The sequence below is a fragment of the Pseudomonas sp. SC11 genome (genome assembly GCF_047039205.1).
In the GTDB taxonomy this organism is placed as follows: Bacteria; Pseudomonadota; Gammaproteobacteria; order Pseudomonadales; family Pseudomonadaceae; genus Aquipseudomonas; species Aquipseudomonas boreofloridensis.
In genome coordinates this window covers 1,522,652-1,539,756 of the sequence record NZ_CP178183.1, presented here as the reverse complement: position 1 = coordinate 1,539,756, position 17,105 = coordinate 1,522,652, and the positions used below count along the sequence as shown (strand labels likewise).

Genomic DNA, 17,105 nt, shown 5'->3' with positions numbered 1-17,105 from the left:
CTGGATCACGCGGTTGCCTCCTCCTTGTAGTACCTCATACCCCGCACCGGAGACTTGCACGCGATCCATAAACCCCACCTGCCCAACAGTGGGGTAACGGGCTACCGTAGCATCTCTGGCGAGCAGTTCCACGGTAACAGCGCTTCGTAGTCTGCTACGGACGAGGCGTGCGGTAGCCGTTCAAGTACGTGGCGCAGCCACGTATAAGGCTCTTGGCCGTTGACCTTGGCGGTCTCGACCAGGCTGTAGATCTTCGCGCTGGCACTGGCGCCGTTGACGGTGTCCCTGAACAGCCAGGCCTTGCGCCCTATGACAAACGGCTTGATCGCTCTTTCGGCCGTATTGTTATCGATGGGCAAGTAACCCGCTTCGACATAGCGCTCCAGTCGACTCCAGTTATTCGCCAGGTAATGCACTGCCTTGCCCAACGCACTTTGTGCGGTCACCTGCGACTGGGTTTTATCTAGCCAGATTTTCAGTTGTGTCAGGATCGGCAGACTTTTCTCCTGTCGACCAGTAAACCGCTGTTCATCACTGACGTCCTTGAGCTCGCGCTCGATGCCGTACAGCTTGTTGATCATCGCCAGCGCGATATCAGCCCGTCCGGTTTTACCTTTGGGCTGCACTTTTTGCGCGTCCACGAACTTGCGTCGCGCATGGGCCATGCACGCCAGTCGCTCCACGCCCGGCTGCAACGCCAACGCGTTATAGCCGGCGTAATCATCAGTCATGACATAGCCACGGTAACTTTCCAGCAAGCGCAACGGCACCTCCTGCGCACGGCTGGACGTGTAATCAAACAGCACAACTTTTCGATCCGGTGGGCCACTGGCTTGCACCCACATCCAGGATTGACTGGCCGGATCTCGATCCGGTTCTTTCAACACCTGGACACGGGTTTCATCGCAGTGAATCACTGGGCTTTCCAGCAACCGATCACGCATCAAATTAAGCAGTGGCTGGAAATGCTCGCTGCACTGGATCACCCAGCGTGCCAGCGTTTGCCGAGGGATATCGATACCGTGCCGGCTGAGTACCGTTTCAAACCGATGCAACGGTAAACCGTCGACATACTTGGCGGTCAGTAGCATGGCCAGCACGCTGGGACTGGCCATGCTTTTCTCGATCAACTGGGCGGGCTTGTCGGCGGTGACCGGTGCGGCTTCACAGCCACGGCAAGCGTAGATCTTGCGGATATGTGTGATGACCCGGATCTGCATCGGCACGATATCCAGTTGCTCACTGGTTTCTTCCCCGATGGCATGTTTGCGGCAACCGCAAGCACAGGTCAGTTCGTGTTCGGGCAGTTCGTGGATGACTTCGATACGCGGCAGATTGGCTGACAACGGCTTGCGTTTGCCACGACGCACTGTGGGTGCAACGACTTCCTCATCGGCGTCGCCAACCAACGGCATTGGCTCGCTTTCAGGCTCATTGAACAAGGCCAACTGTGGCGTGTTGGGTTCTACGGATTGCTCGGACTTGCGTCCAAACAGACGGTCACGCAACAGCTTGATCTGTTCTTTCAGGTCGACGATGTGAGTCTGATAAGCCTGAGCGGTTTCCTCCTGACGATTGAGGGCCTCAAGCAACAGTTGCTTGAGCAAAACAGGATCATCAGGAAGGTCATCGGGCAGAGAAATCATGGCCCGGATTATACCGGGTCATGCCACGTAGCGCGGCGTCAAAACCTGATGAGGACGATTACGCCAGAGGTCAAAACCGTCGAGCAGCCAGTTGAGTTCCTGGACGGTCAGAATGATCGCCTCGTCGGTGGCGTCTGGCGATGTTTTGAAACGCTCGGATTCGAGGCGCTTGAGCCAAAGGCAGAAGCCGTTTCGTTCCCAGTAGAGGATCTTCACGCGGTTGCGCGGCTTGTTGATAAACACGAAAAGTACGGGGTCAAACACCGCCACTTTGATATCCAGTTCGACCAGAGCGGCCAGGCCGTCAATCGACTTTCGGAAGTCGACAGGCTTGGGGTAGAGATAGACTTTTTCGACTTTGGCGTCGGGTCGCATCATGACGGGGCTGGCTCCAGAAAGAGATCGGGAGCACAGCATTGGGGATCAGCTTCGCGCTTTGAATGTGGGGTTCATGGAGCGGTTACGATCGAGTACCTTCCACACATACACCACCTCGCTCGTTTGTCGGCTGCCTCGCGCCCACGCATTGACGTAGGAGCGCCCTGACAGTTTACTGTATAAGTATACAGCTATTCATTTGAGTTGATCTGCCATGACTATCACCTTCCTGGGCGCGCCCACGGGCGGTCCTACGCAGCTACCGGTGTACTCGTTCCGTGTACCGGCCGGATTCCCTTCGCCGGCGGCCGATCACCTGGAGCGCCATATCTCCCTCGACGAACTGTTTGACCTGCGTGCCCCTCACATGTACTTGGTGCAGGTGGAGGGCGACAGCATGCAGGGCGCCGGTATTTTCTCAGGCGATCTTCTCATCGTAGACCGCAGCACAGAGGCAGAGCACGGCGACATCGTGATCGCCGCGATCAACACTGAGCCCGTTTGCAAGCGCCTGTATCGGCGCGCCGGCGTGCTGATCCTGCAATCGGAGAATCCAGCCTACCCACCGCGGCACGTCATGGAAGGCGACGACCTGGTCATCTGGGGTGTTGTTCGCTACAGCGTGCGCGACCATGCCCAGTGACCAGGTGGGCCAGGTGTTCGCGCTGATTGACTGCAACTCGTTCTACGCGAGCTGTGAGCGAGTGTTCCGGCCGGATCTGGCCAAGACCCCCATCGTGGTGCTGAGCAACAACGATGGCTGTGTGATCGCCAGGTCATACGATGCCAAGCCGTATGTGAAGATGGGCGAGCCCTATTTCCAGGCCAAAGAGAAGCTGCGGCGGCATGGCATCGTGGCGTTCTCGTCTAACTATGCGTTGTATGGAGACATGAGCGAGCGGGTCATGTCGCTGATCGAGTCGATGGTGCCCGCCAGTGAGGTCTACTCAATTGATGAATGCTTCGCTGACCTCACGGGCGTTCAGGGGAGCCTGACCCAGTTCGGCCGGGATGTGCGCGCCAAGGTACTGCGTTGCACCGGCATCCCTGTTGGGGTGGGGATCGCCCACACAAAGACCCTGGCAAAGCTCGCCAACCACACGGCGAAGCGCCTGCAGGCGCATACCGGCGGGGTGGTCGACATCACTGATGACTTCAAGCGCAATTGGGTACTCCGTAACACCGAGGTGAAGGAGGTTTGGGGCATCGGCAGGAAGATGACCGTGCACTTGGAGGCCTTGGGTATCCGTACGGCGATGGAACTGGCCAAGGCAGACCCGCGAATGTTGCGCGAGAAGTTCAGTGTGCTAGTGGAGAAAACCGCGCGTGAACTCGCCGGCACGCCATGCCTCGAACTGGATGAGGCTGACCCGCCGAAGCAGGAAATCTGTTGCAGCCGGATGTTCGGCAAGAGAATTACAGAGCTGACACCAATCAAGCAGGCGGTGGCCATCTATGCAGCACGAGCAGCCGAGAAGCTGCGCGCCCAGGGGTCGGTGTGCAAACGCATGCGAGTGTCGATCCGCACCGGTATGTTGAACCCCAACGAGCTGCATTTGGCGAAAGGAGCGCTGGTTGATCTGCCTTACCCCACAAACGACACCCTATTGCTAACGCGGGCGGCGACTGAAGCTGTGGAGAAGGTCTACCAGGAGGGTTACCGCTACAGCAAAGCAGAGGTGCTACTGCTCGATCTACGGCAACCGGGCGAGTTCACCGACGATATGTTCGCGGCCACGCAGCCAGTTGCCTGCGATCGCCTGATGTCGGTAATGGATGGCATAAACCAGCGGTACGGCAAAGGCACACTGAGGTCCGCCAACGTTCCAAGAAGCCCTGAGTGGGGTATGCGTCGGGAACTACTGAGTCAGTCGTTTACGACCCGCTTGGATCAACTGTGGCGGGTCTATTGTAGGTGAACAGAGCACAACCTCAGGTGTGGATGAATAGGTTTGCATATTCGCGCCAAAGGCTCGAAAACTGATCCAGATCGGTAGTGTTGCTGGACACCCTGAATTTCAGTGTGCCGGGTGAATCAATCGGCGCCGGCTTCGTAAGAACCCTGCTCTCGAGATCATAGTGACTCAGTAATTTCTCATCTGTGGGGTTGCGGGGGGTAGGATAGCGGCCAGCCCACATCACTGACGCCTCGTAGAAGTCCAGGATCTGCTTTCGCTCCTCGTCCAGGTCGAGGTCAAGCATTTGATGAAGCCTGTACAGAACGTGAGTCTCCACATCCTTCTGTGGTCTGGCACGCTGGACCAGCACCGCCTTCATGATGAGTTCCAGTGAGAGCCCGCACAGCATGTGATAAACCGGCCAACAGGCCACCTTCATGCTAAAACCCCTTCCGTAGCCAAGCGCCTGAGCAATTGCTGTATCCTCCGCTCCCATTGCGTGCCATAGCGCACCTGCAGAGGCTAGCAAGTCTGAGGCTCGGTTCAGCCAGTGATTGGGGTGGCTCCTGTCCTCTACGAGCGTTGGTCGGGACGCGAGCCAGCCTTCGTAATTGTCTTCCATCTCATCCTCCACAAACAGCCGTTGGCACCTCAAAGCAAAAAGCCCCGCCCTGGCGAACCAGAACGGGGCTTCCCCATTAATTAGAACCAGTCTTCATAATGGTCCCGCAGGAACTCGTACAGCTTGAAAGCTCTGTAACCATTCCAAACGAGGTCCCACAAACGTCCAAATTTAGACATTTCGGCCTCCTAAGTAGGCAAGGCCGAACCTCCAGCGCTTTTTCCAGAACACATAGCGCCTTCGAGTTACCGTTGATGGTCCCTGTGAGGTGGCCGGTTGAGAACCCCCGGATGGTCATCTGGCGCGGGTTCCTACGCCGCGTCTGGGGGATGAAACTGTTGCGTAACTGGCCACCTGCTTCGGGCAACGTGAGTGCAGGCAGCGCCATAATAGCTGCAAATCTGGCATTGTGCGATCATGGGCGGAAGCAGTCAGCTTTCAGCCAGGCCGAAAAGCGGATCGGTTTTCAGGCCACCCAAAACGGTCGGTACGTTCGTCGCATGCCAAAACGCAATCCCAATCGGACCACCACCATTTGCAAATCGTAATTTACGAACGTAAACTGAACGCACGTTGATGGTCCCTGTGAGGACTCGCAATTCAGCCCCCTAATCTGGATTGCACAAAAACCGCCTTCCCTAAAGGCGGTTTTTTTTGCCTGCTGGAAAGTGAATCCAGTGTAACCCCCAGATGGCTGGTTCTAAACATTCGTGGCAATCGTTCACTGGCCGTCAGCCGAGAAAACCGTTTGTCCAGCACGCTCGTCCTGAGCGACCTGGGCTGCAAAGGTGGGTTTGCAGTCACGACGCTCGCCAGCAGATGGCGGGCCCTTTGGCATCGGTCAATAAATTCCACACGGTCAGGCTAAGTATTTTCTGCTGAAACAGCATCATGGATGCGCGAGGGTGTACTCGGCTTCGAGAGGACACCCATGAAACTGCCGATCCGAAAATATCTGCCCATCGCCGCAGGACTGCTCATCCTGGGCGGCATCATCGCGTTCCAGCAATACCAGCTGTCGACCCTGTCTCGCGCTGTGAACGGAGCAGCAGAGAAAATTTCCATCGACGCACTCCAGAGCAGGGTGAGCGCGATCGACGATCGTCTCGACACTGTGTCAGGCAAACCCCTGGTCACGATGGAAGACTTCCGTGTTAGCCAGCAAACACTCTCGAGCCGGATCGATGCTGTGCAAGCCACGGCAAAGCAGGCCCACGAAGCTGCAGTTGAAGCCACTCGCTCATCCGCGACTGCGGGCGATCTCCTGGTACTGAAAGCCGACCTTGAGTCACTTGACGGCAAAGTGCAGAAAATGAGCAGGCCACAGGCCCAGGCAACTGCACCAGCTCCTAAAGCCTCCACTTCCAAACCGAAGGCGAAGCCCGCACCGGTTAAAGCCACGCCCATCCCGCAAGAGCCTCCGCCATTTCAGATGGTCGGTCTCGAATACCGGGGCGGCGAGCGCTTTCTATCTGTTGCCCCCACCGGTAGCACGCGACTGAGCCAGATCTACCTGCTTCGGCCAGGCGAAGTGGTCAGTGGCAGCACCTGGCGACTCAAGGCTGTAGATGAACGAACTGCAACCTTCGACGCCGGCGGCACAACCCGAACCCTGAGCATCCAGCCATGAGAAAAGCATCATGAATCTACCAATCGTTCGAGCCATCGCCTGCGCCTGCGCATTTACTGCTGCGGGCATTGAGGCCGCGCCGCTTCCTTCCGCTGTAAGAGGAGGCGCCCCCAGTGTTCAACAGCTCACCAGCGAAAGCATCCTGTCGCAGGACAAGCTTCATGATAAAGCAGCGCAGGAGTGGGGCCTGACCTCCAAGGAATACGAGCGATATCAAGAGGTGATGCAAGGGCCTCGGGGGGTGTATTCGCCGGGGCTTGACCCGCTCACTGCACTCGGAATCGAAGCTCGATCGGATAGTGAGCGGCGCCGGTTTGCCGAGCTCCAGGTTCAGGCAGAGCGTCAACGAGTCGACAGGGAGCTCGCCTACCAGCGAGCCTACGATGAGGCGTACCAGCGTCTGTTCCCGGGCATCAATGCCATTGAGATTTCGGCCTCCCCTTCGACCCGGTCCGGGTCCGGGAGCGGCCCAGCTCTGGAAGGTAACGGGCGAATGGCACTCTTCGTCAAAGACGACTGCCTGCCCTGCATCGACCAGGTCAAACGCCTGCAGGCGTCCCAGACACCGTTTGACCTCTATTTCGTCGGCAGCCAGAACGACGATGAACGAATTCGCCGCTGGGCAATCCTCGCGGGTGTTGACCCGTCCAGTGTTAAAAGCCGACTGATCACACTCAATCATGACCAGGGCCGTTGGATTCGCCTCGGTCTCGGCGGCTCACTGCCAGCGGCCGTGACGCAGGTGAACGGATCATGGCGCCGTCAATGAGTTGGTGGCAGCTCTGCCTGCTGCCGGTGCTACTGTTCGCCGGCAATGCGTGGGGCGTGGAAGATCCGCCACCAGCTTACAAGGCGATCGCCATCAGGCACGGGGTTCCACCGGTCGTGCTCTATTCAGTGGCGCTGCAGGAGAGCGGCACCCGCCTTCGGGGTCAGCTTGTGCCCTGGCCGTGGACGTTGAATGTCGCGGGCACCGGCTATCGCTTCGCCACCCGCGCAAATGCTTGCCGAGCGCTGTTGGTCGCAATTGCGACCGCTGGGCCCGCTCGAGTCGACGTGGGACTGGGGCAAACCAATATTCGCTCAAACGGGCATCGCTACAGCTTTCCCTGCGAAGGCCTGGACCCCTACAAGAACTTGGCGGTGACCGCCCAGATCCTGGCTGAGCAAAAGGCCAAGGGCGGAACCTGGATCGATGCTGCCGGGCGGTATCACCGCCCGGCCGGCGGCGCGCCGGCGGCAAAGTACCGTGGCTACTTCGCGAAACATCTCAGCCGGGTCACCGGCATCAATTTCGAGGTACGGACCCCATGACATATCCCCACGCCTGGCGGTCACACGTCTTTCAAGCCCTGGCCGTCGCGATAGTGACCAGCCTGGCCCTACCCACCAGTGCTGACCAGCAAGCGGTGCTCACAGTAGTAGAGGACCGCGGCGGAGCATCCGCATTGCCCTACTACCAGGACATTGAGCCCGAGCCTGCGCACGCGCCTCTGGTTGTGACGGGTGTCCGGGCTGGTGGGGCGTTCCCGGTTTTGACTCCAGAACTGAGCCCGGGCGCAGTACAGGGACGGGTCATCAATGCAGTTGGTCTGCAGCCGATGTTCATCATCGGGGATGATCCAATGTCGCAGGCCTGGCTCAAGCAGAAACTGCCGGTACTTAAAGGCCTGCAGGCAGTGGGACTCGCCGTGAATGTCAGCAACGCAGCACGACTGCAAGAGATCCGCCGCTGGGCTCCCGGGTTGCAAGTGATGCCCGTTCCTGCCAGCGATATTGCTGGTCGCTTGGGGCTGCAGCACTACCCGGTGCTGATCACAGCCACAACCCTTCAGCAGTGAGACCCGGTATGCGCCCAAAACGACCTGTATCGCCGGTGTTCACGCTGATCATCAGCCATCCCCTGCACCGACCCGGCCGGGAGCAGATGATCGAGCAGGTCCGCCACGTGAGCGAGCTCTACGGTGCACGCTTAACTGGGATCTCCGAGTTCAACGAACACGCATTCGCCCAGCGCCTAGCCGAACGGCTGACTCCGGACCAGGTCGAGGCAGCACGCGCTGAAGTCGACGCCCTGACCTACACCTCGAGGACATGAGATGGCGACCTACACCCTTGAATCTCTGCTCCGCCCCCCGGTAGAACTATTCACCACGGCCGTCTGCTATGTAGCGGCGGCACTCTGCATTGGCGCACCCTGGGCTTTCGCCCTGACACCGCTGTTCGGGATTGTCGCCGCCCTGGCCTTTATTTATCTGGGCACAATTCGGCTCCTGCAGGCGTGGAGGGTCCTACGCTACCACGCCAATCTGCGGCGGCTTCCTCACTACACCATGACCAGCGCTGAAATGCCGATCAGCAACGAGCGTCTGTTCATCGGTCGTGGATTCCGGTGGACACAGAAGCACACGCAACGCCTGGCCGACACCTACCTTCCCCAGTTCGCGACCTACGTCGAGCCGACCAACCTCTATGTGCGTGCGCGCTGGCTGGAAGAACGTCTGGAGTTCGCTCCCTTCCCACTGAAGCTAATCACCAAGGTCACTGGCTGGGACTCCAACTGGAACCCCGCCAGGCCGCTGCCACCCGTGGGAGGCCTGCCCAGACTGCATGGAATCGAGCCTGATGAGCAGAACGTTAGCCTGCCTCTCGGTGAGCGCGTGGGCCACACATTGGTGCTGGGAACCACACGGGTAGGCAAGACTCGTCTGGCTGAGGTCTTCATCACGCAGGACATTCGACGAACGCATCGACGCGGGCCGCGAGTCCGTATGGGGCGCCGGAGCCAAACTTCCCATCGCTGGAGCCGGCGCCGGCGTGCAGAGGCACAGGCTGACCACGAGGTTGTGATCGTCTTCGACCCGAAAGGTGATGCGGATCTGCTCAAGCGCATGTACATCGAATGCAAGCGCGCCGGACGCCTCGACGAGTTTTATGTATTCCACCTGGGCTGGCCGGACATTTCCGCGCGCTACAACGCCATCGGCCGCTTTGGTCGGATCAGCGAGGTCGCCACTCGTATCGCTGGCCAGCTCTCCGGCGAGGGCAACTCTGCTGCGTTCCGGGAGTTCGCCTGGCGATTCGTCAACATCATCGCGCAGTCGTTGGTCGCCCTCGGCCGCCGCCCTGACTACGAACAGATCCGCCGCCACGTCATCAACATCGACGAACTATTCATCGAATACGCCCAGAAGTACTTCGCAGAACATGATCCGAAGGCCTGGCAAGCCATCGTTGAGGTTGAAGGCAAGATCGATCGGAAGAACCTGTCATTCGCCATGAAGGACCGTCCGCTGCGCGTCGTGGCGATCGACATGTACTTGACCCAGAAACGCATCAACGACTCCGTCATGGATGGTCTACGCAGTGCCGTGCGCTACGACAAGACCTACTTCGACAAGATCGTCGCATCCCTGCTGCCGCTACTGGAGAAACTCACCACTGGTCGTATCGCTGAGCTACTCGCGCCCGACTACCTGGATCTCGCTGACCAACGACCGATCTTCGACTGGATGCAAGTGATTAGGAAGCGCGCGGTCGTATACATCGGCCTCGATGCGCTGTCCGACACTGAGGTCGCTGCGGCGGTGGGCAACTCGATGTTCAGCGACCTGGTCTCCGTCGCCGGCCACATTTACAAGCATGGCATCGATGATGGTCTGCCGGGCCATATGGCCGGTGGCAAGGTTCGCATCAACCTTCACGCTGACGAGTTCAACGAACTGATCGGGGACGAGTTCATCCCCATGGTGAACAAGGCCGGCGGCGCAGGCATGCAGGTCACCGCCTACACCCAGACCATGAGCGACATCGAGGCGAAGATTGGCTCGAAAGCCAAGGCCGGCCAAGTGATCGGTAACTTCAACAACCTGTTCATGCTGCGCGTTCGTGAAACTGCAACCGCCGAGCTGCTGACCAACCAGCTGCCCAAGGTGCAGATCTACAACAGCACCCCGGCGAGCAGTGCGAACGACTCGGTCAACGGGAAAACAGCATTCACCTCGAGCTCACATGACCAGGTGCAGCTGGCGAGCGTGCCGATGATTGAGCCCGCCCACGTGGTCGGGCTTCCCAAGGGGCAGGCCTTCGCGCTCATTGAGGGTGGGAACCTCTGGAAGGTCCGCATGCCGCTTCCCGCGAACGACCCCGACGAGGTCATGCCCGGCAATCTGCAGGACCTGGCCGCAGGCATGCGACGCTCGGCGGCATCCTCGAGCGACTGGTGGGAATCACCGGGCTATCAAGAACTGAAATCTGCGTTGCCCGAAGACTTGGTTGAGGATTTCCGTCAGGTGGCCACCGATGACGCGGCTTGAGGTGTAGGCCATGGCAGACGACGTTTCAAAGAAGGCCGAACAGCAGCAGGAGCGACAGGAATCGCTGTTCAGCAAGATCTTCTGGTTCCCTTTCAACTTTCTCGGAGTGATGTTCGGCTCGCTGCTCGTCGCCATCTTGGTCGACTGGGTATGCCTGTACTTCTTCTGGCCAGAAGCCGGATGGCGACACGGTCAGCAAATGCTGGTCAGCGAGGTCAGTTGGCTATCCAAAGGCCTGGTCCACAGTGCCATCGTCCAAGAGCCGGGGCGCACTGCAACATGGCTGGTCACCGAAACTTATGATTGGCTGATCGTGAAGACCGGGATGCTCAGCTGGGTCCAGGGGATGGAGTCGATCGCCCACGCCGGGCCCCGCAACGAGCTGGACATGCACTACTGGGCCGCGCAAAGCGTCACAACGGTCCAGAACTATGTGCTGGCGGCTCTCTTCACCGTTCTGGTGTTTTGCGTCCGCTTGGTCGTGCTGCTGATGACCATACCGCTATTCGCCATGGCGGCACTGACGGGTCTGGTCGACGGCTTGGTGCGCCGAGACCTGCGCAAATTCGGCGCAGGTCGCGAATCCAGCTACCTCTATCACAAGGCCCGCGCAACGATCATGCCGTTGGCTATTTTCCCCTGGACCTTCTACCTGGCACTCCCAATCAGCATCAGTCCCATGCTGGTGCTGCTCCCCTGCGCCGCCCTGCTCGGTGTGTCCGTGAGCATCACGGCCGCGAGCTTCAAGAAGTATTTGTGAGGAAGAGCACGATGCAATGGACCCACGAACAGTCGCCGATCATCCAGTCGGAGGCTCCGAAACTCCTCATCCAGGCCGGCGCCGGCAGTGGAAAGACCACCACACTGGTAGGATACGCTCAACATCACTCCCGACTGCGGATTCTCTATCTCTGCTACAACAAGTCGGTGGAGATCGCCGCACGGGGACGCTTCCCGCGCAACGTGGTGAACAAAACTGCACACGGCCTGGCGTACGCCGTCTATGGCACACAGTTCAGCAATAAGCAGACCAACAACTTGCGGCTGACCGATATCGCCCGTGCGATCGACACGCAGGACTGGGAGTTGGTCAGAGACGTGCTCACCACCCTCAACAACTACATGGCCAGCGCCGACGATCTTATCGAACGCTGCCACTTTCCGCGGTTCCGTGACCGGCCGATGCTTACCTCCGCCCAGGAGCGCTACCTGAACCAAGCGCTCGCAGCAGCGATGGGCATCTGGAAGCGAATGACTGACCTGCAGGACACAGCGGTGCAGATCACGCATGACGGTTACCTGAAGCTGTACCAGTTGAGCAAACCCGATCTGAGCCAGCGCTTCGACTGTGTTCTGCTTGATGAGGGGCAGGACGTAAACCCTGTGATCGCAGACATCGTGCGCATACAGAGCATTCGCAAGGTGGCAGTGGGTGATCGTCATCAGCAGATCTATCGCTTTCGAGGGGCAGAAGATGCTCTCAATGCCAGCTGGATGGCCGGGGCTGAGAAGCACTACCTGACCCAGAGCTTCAGGTTTGGGCCGGCAGTCGCCCATGTCGCCAACATCATCCTGTCCTACAAGGGAGAAACCAGGAAGCTGCAGGGACTGGGCGAGAAGACATTGGTGAAGAAAGCGCTGCCGGCCGGTCTGCCGCACAGGACGTACATTCATCGGACAGTCATTGGGGTGATTGAAAACGCTCTGTGCTTGGTCACCGAGAACCCCAAGATCTACTGGGTTGGCGGCATCGACAGCTACTCCGTGCGCGACCTCGAGGACCTGTTCTATTTCAGTCGACAGCAGCGCGACCTGGTCCAGAACAAAAAACTGCTCCGTGACTACCGCGACTATGCCCAATACGTAGAAATCGCCGAGGTGAGCCAGGACAGCGAGATGATCCGCTCGATCAAGATCATCAACATGTATCCGGATCTGCCCCAGCGAATCTTGGCTCTACGCTCATGCACGGTGGATAAGGAGCTTGACGCAACTATCACGCTGACCTCTGCCCACAAGTCGAAAGGCCTGGAGTGGGATTTTGTCGGTCTTTTCGACGACTTTACGTCAGACCCGCTCTCACCCGATATTGATCCAGGCCGACGAGATGATGAGCTGAACCTTCTATATGTGGCCGTCACCCGAGCGATGAAGATCTTGGCGATCAACAGTCTGGTGCTGTCCATTATGGAACGCTACGTCGACTCGCTCGCCCCCGGGGCACGTCAAGCGCGCGGCTGATTGAATTAAGGAGGAACCATGAGCAAGAAATTCGAACACCGCGCTGAGTTTGTCGCTATCCCATTCAAGAACACGACTAGCGGCGCATGGATCTTCAAGAGCACGGAGCAGACGTTAGAACCCGATGTTGGGACTCTCCTGTCCAAAGACGAGCCGCTGCTGACGAAGATGCTCGAGCTCGGCGCCGATGGCTGGGAACTCGTCAGCACGGAGCCAGTGTGCCGAGGGGAGATCCAGGTGGGCAACCAAAATGCGCAGGCCTGGTCCTACGGATTTCCCATGCCGGTCGGATATCTGCTCTTCTTCAAGCGTGAGTCATTAGCATGAGCAACCAAGTAGCCTAGTCCTTTCACAGCTCGACCGTCATGGCCGATAGACCGCAGCTATAGTCCGTCGAGGAGGTTGACGCCGCGGCGGACGTGCTCGATCATCACGCAGTAACGAAATCACAAGGACGGACATCATGTTCTGGATCGAGCGATGCGCCGATGGTAGTTATCTGCACCAAGGCGTCGAATACCCCCTAGCGGCGGAAGCCATTGAGCAGCTCGACGCTTACGAGATCGACAACGCTGGAAAGGAAGGGGCTAGGATCGTTTACCCATTCGAGTTGCAAACCGAACACGGACGGTTCAAGTGGCATTTCGTCATCATTGAGTACGTTGAGCAAAACGCAGCCAGCTTCGTCGGTTTCGAAATCACCGATTTCCCTATCGGGGTTCGACTCAAAGACGAGTTGGAGCTCCGCCTCCAAGATGGTTGGCTCGACTGAAGCCCTCGACATGACGTCAGCGATGAGTAAAATGCGCCACGCTCGAAAGAAGACATCTCCCCATGATTGATGCAGTTGACCTTTTCTGTGGTGCCGGCGGACTGACGGCTGGCATGCTCAATGCCGGGATTGCAGTACGGGCGGGCTACGATATAGAAGCCCAATGCGAATATGCCTATCACGAAAACAACCGTGCGGCTTTCGTCGCTTGCGACGTAAAGGATGTGACTGCCGAGGAGCTTCTCGGCTGGTATCGCCCCGAACGCTACCGCCTCCTCGCAGGCTGCGCTCCCTGCCAACCCTTCTCAACATATAACCAAGGCAGGGACACACGTACCGATCGTAAATGGCCGCTGCTGTATCACTTCGCGCGCCTAATAGAGGAAACCGAACCTCACCTTGTGACGATGGAAAACGTACCCGACGTAACAAAGCACCAGGTCTACCGCGACTTCGTTAAAAGCATCGAAAGTAAGGGGTACAAGATTTGGGACGGGCGTGTTTCGTGCATTGATTATGGCCTCCCTCAAAAGCGCCGCAGGCACGTGCTTTTGGCATCAAAATTGGGCCAGTCCATCAGTATTATTCCACCGACCCATAAAGATAATCACGTATCGGTAGAGAACGTGATAAGGCATTTGCCGCGTATCGCAGCCGGCCAGTGTGACCCGAATGATCCTCTCCATCGAGCAGCTACCCTAACTCCGCTTAACCTCCGGCGAATAATCCATTCGAGACCTGGTGGTACTTGGCGAGACTGGCCGAAGGAACTGGTCGCCGAGTGTCATCGCAAGGAAAGTGGCAAAACTTATGCCAGCGTTTATGGACGTATGCGACCGGATGAACCGAGCCCTACCATGACCACCCTCTGCTACGGTTTTGGCAATGGCCGCTTCGGCCATCCCATTCAGAACCGTGCGATTTCCCTTCGCGAGGCAGCAATCCTGCAGTCCTTTCCAGACCACTATGTCTTTATGGAACCAGAAAACATCACCTTCAAAGCCGTGGGACGCATGATTGGCAACGCGGTGCCCGTTCGTTTAGGTGAAGTTATCGGTGAAAGCCTGATGAACCATGTAAGAGAGTACGAGGCGCAGCAGTAGGGAGGCCGAATTCGAGCCTGAGCCGAACGCTCAAGGCTGCTAAGTCTTTCGTTTCACATTCCCACACGACCAGCACACGCCAGCCCAGCTCATGCAGCTGGGCTTCCTTTCGAGCATCTCGGGCTACGTTTCCTTCGAACTTGGGAATCCAAAATTCCTGACGAGTCTTGGGCGTAGTCGCGTATTTACAACCAGGATGGCGATGCCAAAAACAACCATGCACGAAAACTACGGTGTGATGCTTCGCCAGAACAATGTCTGGCGAGCCTGGTAGAGACTTGGAGTGAAGCCTGAAGCGAAGCCCGAGCGCGTGCATCGCCTTGCGAACGAGCAACTCGGGCTTTGTATGAGCGCGTCGTACAGCGCGCATGATGCCACTTTGCTTAAACTGCCCCTCAGAGGCCATCGACAATGCCCTTAATTCGGCCTGCATGGTGAGAGGCAGCAATGTAGTCCTCATAGATACGCGTAGCCTGGTTAACGAGATCACTGTAAGTGCGAATGCTGCCATTCATTATTTTCATTCGAGAGTCATATTCGTCAGCCAGAAAGTTCGAATACACCGGCTGCTTCTCAACGACAAAAACAATATCAATCATTGGGGGGCCGCCGGGAAATGGGCTTGATGCTGGATTTTCATGAAAATATTGCTTGAGCGCACGCGAGTACTTAGTACCTTGCTCAATAAGCGTATCCATACCAACTGTGAGCCCAGGCTTTTTTAACTCCAGAACGATGAACCTATTAGCAGTACTCGTATATGCAATATCTAACCTCGCACCTGCCTCTGCCTCCGGACAGATCCTTTTTAGATAGCTGGTAAGCGTCATTTCATACTCTGTCGGTTTTTCTTTATACCCCCATGAAGGATCAACCAACCATAGATGCTTATAGATGTGATCTTGAACAACGCGCTCCTTAACCTTTTGTTCCTTATGCTGGTCAAGCTTCCTAATGACACTTAACCTTTGTTCGATCACCTCCATTTGCATAGCGGCCTCAATATCCTCAACGGTAACCATGACCTCCCGAAAACCGCTGATATTTTTTTCGATGTCTATTGACTCAATTGCCTCAATATTATCCTGAACCTTCAGTTTTTCGAACGCTAATATCTGCGCCTTCAAAATCTCACGCTTCTGGCTTTTCTGTTCGGCAGCAGTACCATTGAAACGCATAGTATATATCTTATTTATCAGCTGCTTGGCCTTCTTCTTAAAACTCGGCTTAAGACTTTCAATCCACTCCTGCAATTTAGGAAACTCATCCACCAGTTCTGCAGAACCTAATTCTCTGCGCCACTCATCCCAATCGGAGGCGATATCCTTGAGCCTAGTTCTTATGTACCCCATAAACTCTTGAAAGCGAGGATCATTTTCCTGCACCCCTTGGCGACTACTTACGGCTATATCCTTATGTCCGTTAGCGTCCAAAATGTCATATTGAAGCTCACCAACAAGGTAACTATTGAAAACCTTGGAATCATCAATTCTTTTCTGGATGTCTTCTTCAAAGATACGGCCATTGGCCAGCAAGGTGATGGCATTATTATTATCTTCATCTTTTTTCAACTGTTCGGGCACCACAACGCTGCCTATAAACCCATTGACTACAGCCCCCGCAACTGTAACCCCATCAAAATGGTGATGTTTCACATGATTGGCACAAAGCGCTAGCGTTGAAGCCTCCGCGTTCCCAAAAGTCCACACGAATTGGATATCAGGATAGAACCCTCTATCGGCTAGAGTGATGGGGGTACCATTGACATGAATTTTGAAATCATGTGCCTCACCGATCACACTGAAACGCCTGGCTATTCGCCTACGCAGAAAGGACTCGGTAGCTGAGGTCAAATTCTTGTTGAGCGCCTCAAGCTTGATGATGGTGCCCGAATGCTCTATCTCAATCTCATGCGGCGCGACCTTGGGCTCAGGAAAGTATTCTCCGTTTCGCTCAATGGTAGTCGCAAGCTCATCAACCAAAACTTTGAACCCATGCTGCGTGTGGCCGACCATTCGGCTGTAAAGTGTTACATCGTTAGCCAACGAGAACATGGCCAACTTACCAATCCCCTTACGCCCCATACATTGTCGGCCTTTCGGCGTAATGCTTTCCCCATTGTTACGGCGCGCATAGCCCACTGTCAGGAATTTATCTTGCAGAGAACTATAGTCCATGCCATGACCATCATCGGTTATGGTAATTTCACCACTACCCAATTCTATGAAGACATTTTCTGCATCAGCATCCCAAGCATTCGCAACTATCTCGGTCAAAACTGCTGGAGTGTTGCTGTACAGACCGATTCCCAAGTGATTGAGAACGTTCGAGTCGATTTTGATTTTCAGGGGAGAAAGGTTCGACATATTCATCCTTGAAAGCATTGATTTCTACAGCACTGGCCACCACGCTCAACTGCTCAACCAGTACAACTTTAATTTTCGCAAACCTCAGCAATGATTTTCTTATCCGGACATTGCTGCACTCTGCACTTAACGA

The 17,105-nt window shown here is 56.6% G+C and carries 18 protein-coding genes; 13 read left to right on the top strand and 5 right to left on the bottom strand.

The window, feature by feature from the left end:
* Positions 1-101: 101 nt before the first annotated feature.
* Entirely contained in the window at positions 102-1,646 is a 1,545-nt protein-coding gene (tnpC, locus tag ACK2SD_RS07145; protein ID WP_412461732.1) for an IS66 family transposase, read from the bottom strand.
* An 18-nt stretch (positions 1,647-1,664) separates the two neighbouring features.
* Positions 1,665-2,024 carry an IS66 family insertion sequence element accessory protein TnpB gene (gene tnpB / locus ACK2SD_RS07140; protein ID WP_412460369.1) on the bottom strand — a complete coding sequence of 120 codons (360 nt, stop codon included), beginning with the start codon at positions 2,022-2,024 and terminating at the stop codon, positions 1,665-1,667.
* A gap of 214 nt (positions 2,025-2,238) precedes the next feature.
* Here tnpB and ACK2SD_RS07135 point away from each other — a divergent pair, with 214 nt between their 5' ends.
* Both ACK2SD_RS07135 and umuC read left to right on the top strand, forming a co-directional pair.
* The gene (locus ACK2SD_RS07135; RefSeq protein ID WP_412461731.1) at positions 2,239-2,667 is read left to right on the top strand and encodes a LexA family protein; all 429 of its coding nucleotides are present in this window, start codon (positions 2,239-2,241) and stop codon (positions 2,665-2,667) included.
* A complete protein-coding gene (gene umuC / locus ACK2SD_RS07130; RefSeq protein ID WP_412461730.1) occupies positions 2,657-3,943 on the top strand; it encodes a translesion error-prone DNA polymerase V subunit UmuC in 1,287 nt (428 codons plus the stop codon). The genes ACK2SD_RS07135 and umuC overlap by 11 nt, the downstream gene beginning before the upstream one ends.
* 13 nt (positions 3,944-3,956) lie before the next feature.
* On the opposite strand, the gene ACK2SD_RS07125 is transcribed toward umuC, so the two are convergent.
* Positions 3,957-4,544, bottom strand: coding sequence for a hypothetical protein (locus ACK2SD_RS07125; protein ID WP_412461729.1), 588 nt, complete (start codon positions 4,542-4,544; stop codon positions 3,957-3,959).
* A 931-nt stretch (positions 4,545-5,475) separates the two neighbouring features.
* On the opposite strand from ACK2SD_RS07125, the gene ACK2SD_RS07120 reads away from it, so the two are divergent.
* The 11 genes from ACK2SD_RS07120 (at position 5,476) to ACK2SD_RS07070 (ending at position 14,606) form a co-directional block, all read left to right on the top strand.
* On the top strand, positions 5,476-6,174 hold the full coding sequence (locus ACK2SD_RS07120; protein ID WP_031324277.1) for a hypothetical protein: 699 nt from the start codon (positions 5,476-5,478) through the stop codon (positions 6,172-6,174).
* Between the two features lie 10 nt (positions 6,175-6,184).
* A complete protein-coding gene (locus ACK2SD_RS07115) occupies positions 6,185-6,943 on the top strand; it encodes a TIGR03759 family integrating conjugative element protein (protein ID WP_412461728.1) in 759 nt (252 codons plus the stop codon).
* A complete protein-coding gene (locus tag ACK2SD_RS07110) occupies positions 6,928-7,488 on the top strand; it encodes a lytic transglycosylase domain-containing protein (RefSeq protein ID WP_412461727.1) in 561 nt (186 codons plus the stop codon). The genes ACK2SD_RS07115 and ACK2SD_RS07110 overlap by 16 nt, the downstream gene beginning before the upstream one ends.
* On the top strand, positions 7,485-8,015 hold the full coding sequence (locus tag ACK2SD_RS07105; protein WP_412461726.1) for an integrating conjugative element protein: 531 nt from the start codon (positions 7,485-7,487) through the stop codon (positions 8,013-8,015). Before ACK2SD_RS07110 ends, ACK2SD_RS07105 begins: the two co-directional genes overlap by 4 nt.
* Before the next feature lie 8 nt (positions 8,016-8,023).
* Positions 8,024-8,272 (top strand): hypothetical protein, encoded by a 249-nt coding sequence (locus ACK2SD_RS07100; RefSeq protein ID WP_412461725.1) that lies wholly within the window; start codon positions 8,024-8,026, stop codon positions 8,270-8,272.
* Between the two features lies 1 nt (position 8,273).
* A complete protein-coding gene (traD, locus tag ACK2SD_RS07095; protein ID WP_412461724.1) occupies positions 8,274-10,490 on the top strand; it encodes a type IV conjugative transfer system coupling protein TraD in 2,217 nt (738 codons plus the stop codon).
* 10 nt (positions 10,491-10,500) lie between these two features.
* A complete protein-coding gene (locus ACK2SD_RS07090) occupies positions 10,501-11,250 on the top strand; it encodes a TIGR03747 family integrating conjugative element membrane protein (RefSeq protein ID WP_412461723.1) in 750 nt (249 codons plus the stop codon).
* Positions 11,251-11,261: 11 nt separating this feature from the next.
* A complete protein-coding gene (locus tag ACK2SD_RS07085) occupies positions 11,262-12,731 on the top strand; it encodes a UvrD-helicase domain-containing protein (protein WP_412461722.1) in 1,470 nt (489 codons plus the stop codon).
* 18 nt (positions 12,732-12,749) lie between these two features.
* Entirely contained in the window at positions 12,750-13,058 is a 309-nt protein-coding gene (locus tag ACK2SD_RS07080) for a hypothetical protein (RefSeq protein WP_412461721.1), read from the top strand.
* Between the two features lie 136 nt (positions 13,059-13,194).
* A complete protein-coding gene (locus tag ACK2SD_RS07075; RefSeq protein ID WP_412461720.1) occupies positions 13,195-13,503 on the top strand; it encodes a hypothetical protein in 309 nt (102 codons plus the stop codon).
* A gap of 62 nt (positions 13,504-13,565) precedes the next feature.
* Positions 13,566-14,606, top strand: a complete 1,041-nt coding sequence (locus ACK2SD_RS07070; RefSeq protein ID WP_412461719.1) for a DNA cytosine methyltransferase — start codon at positions 13,566-13,568, stop codon at positions 14,604-14,606.
* On the opposite strand, the gene ACK2SD_RS07065 is transcribed toward ACK2SD_RS07070, so the two are convergent.
* Positions 14,554-14,976 (bottom strand): very short patch repair endonuclease, encoded by a 423-nt coding sequence (locus tag ACK2SD_RS07065; protein ID WP_412462281.1) that lies wholly within the window; start codon positions 14,974-14,976, stop codon positions 14,554-14,556. The genes ACK2SD_RS07070 and ACK2SD_RS07065 overlap by 53 nt on opposite strands.
* 25 nt (positions 14,977-15,001) lie before the next feature.
* Positions 15,002-16,972 carry an ATP-binding protein gene (locus ACK2SD_RS07060; protein ID WP_412461718.1) on the bottom strand — a complete coding sequence of 657 codons (1,971 nt, stop codon included), beginning with the start codon at positions 16,970-16,972 and terminating at the stop codon, positions 15,002-15,004.
* Between the last annotated feature and the right edge of the window lie 133 nt (positions 16,973-17,105).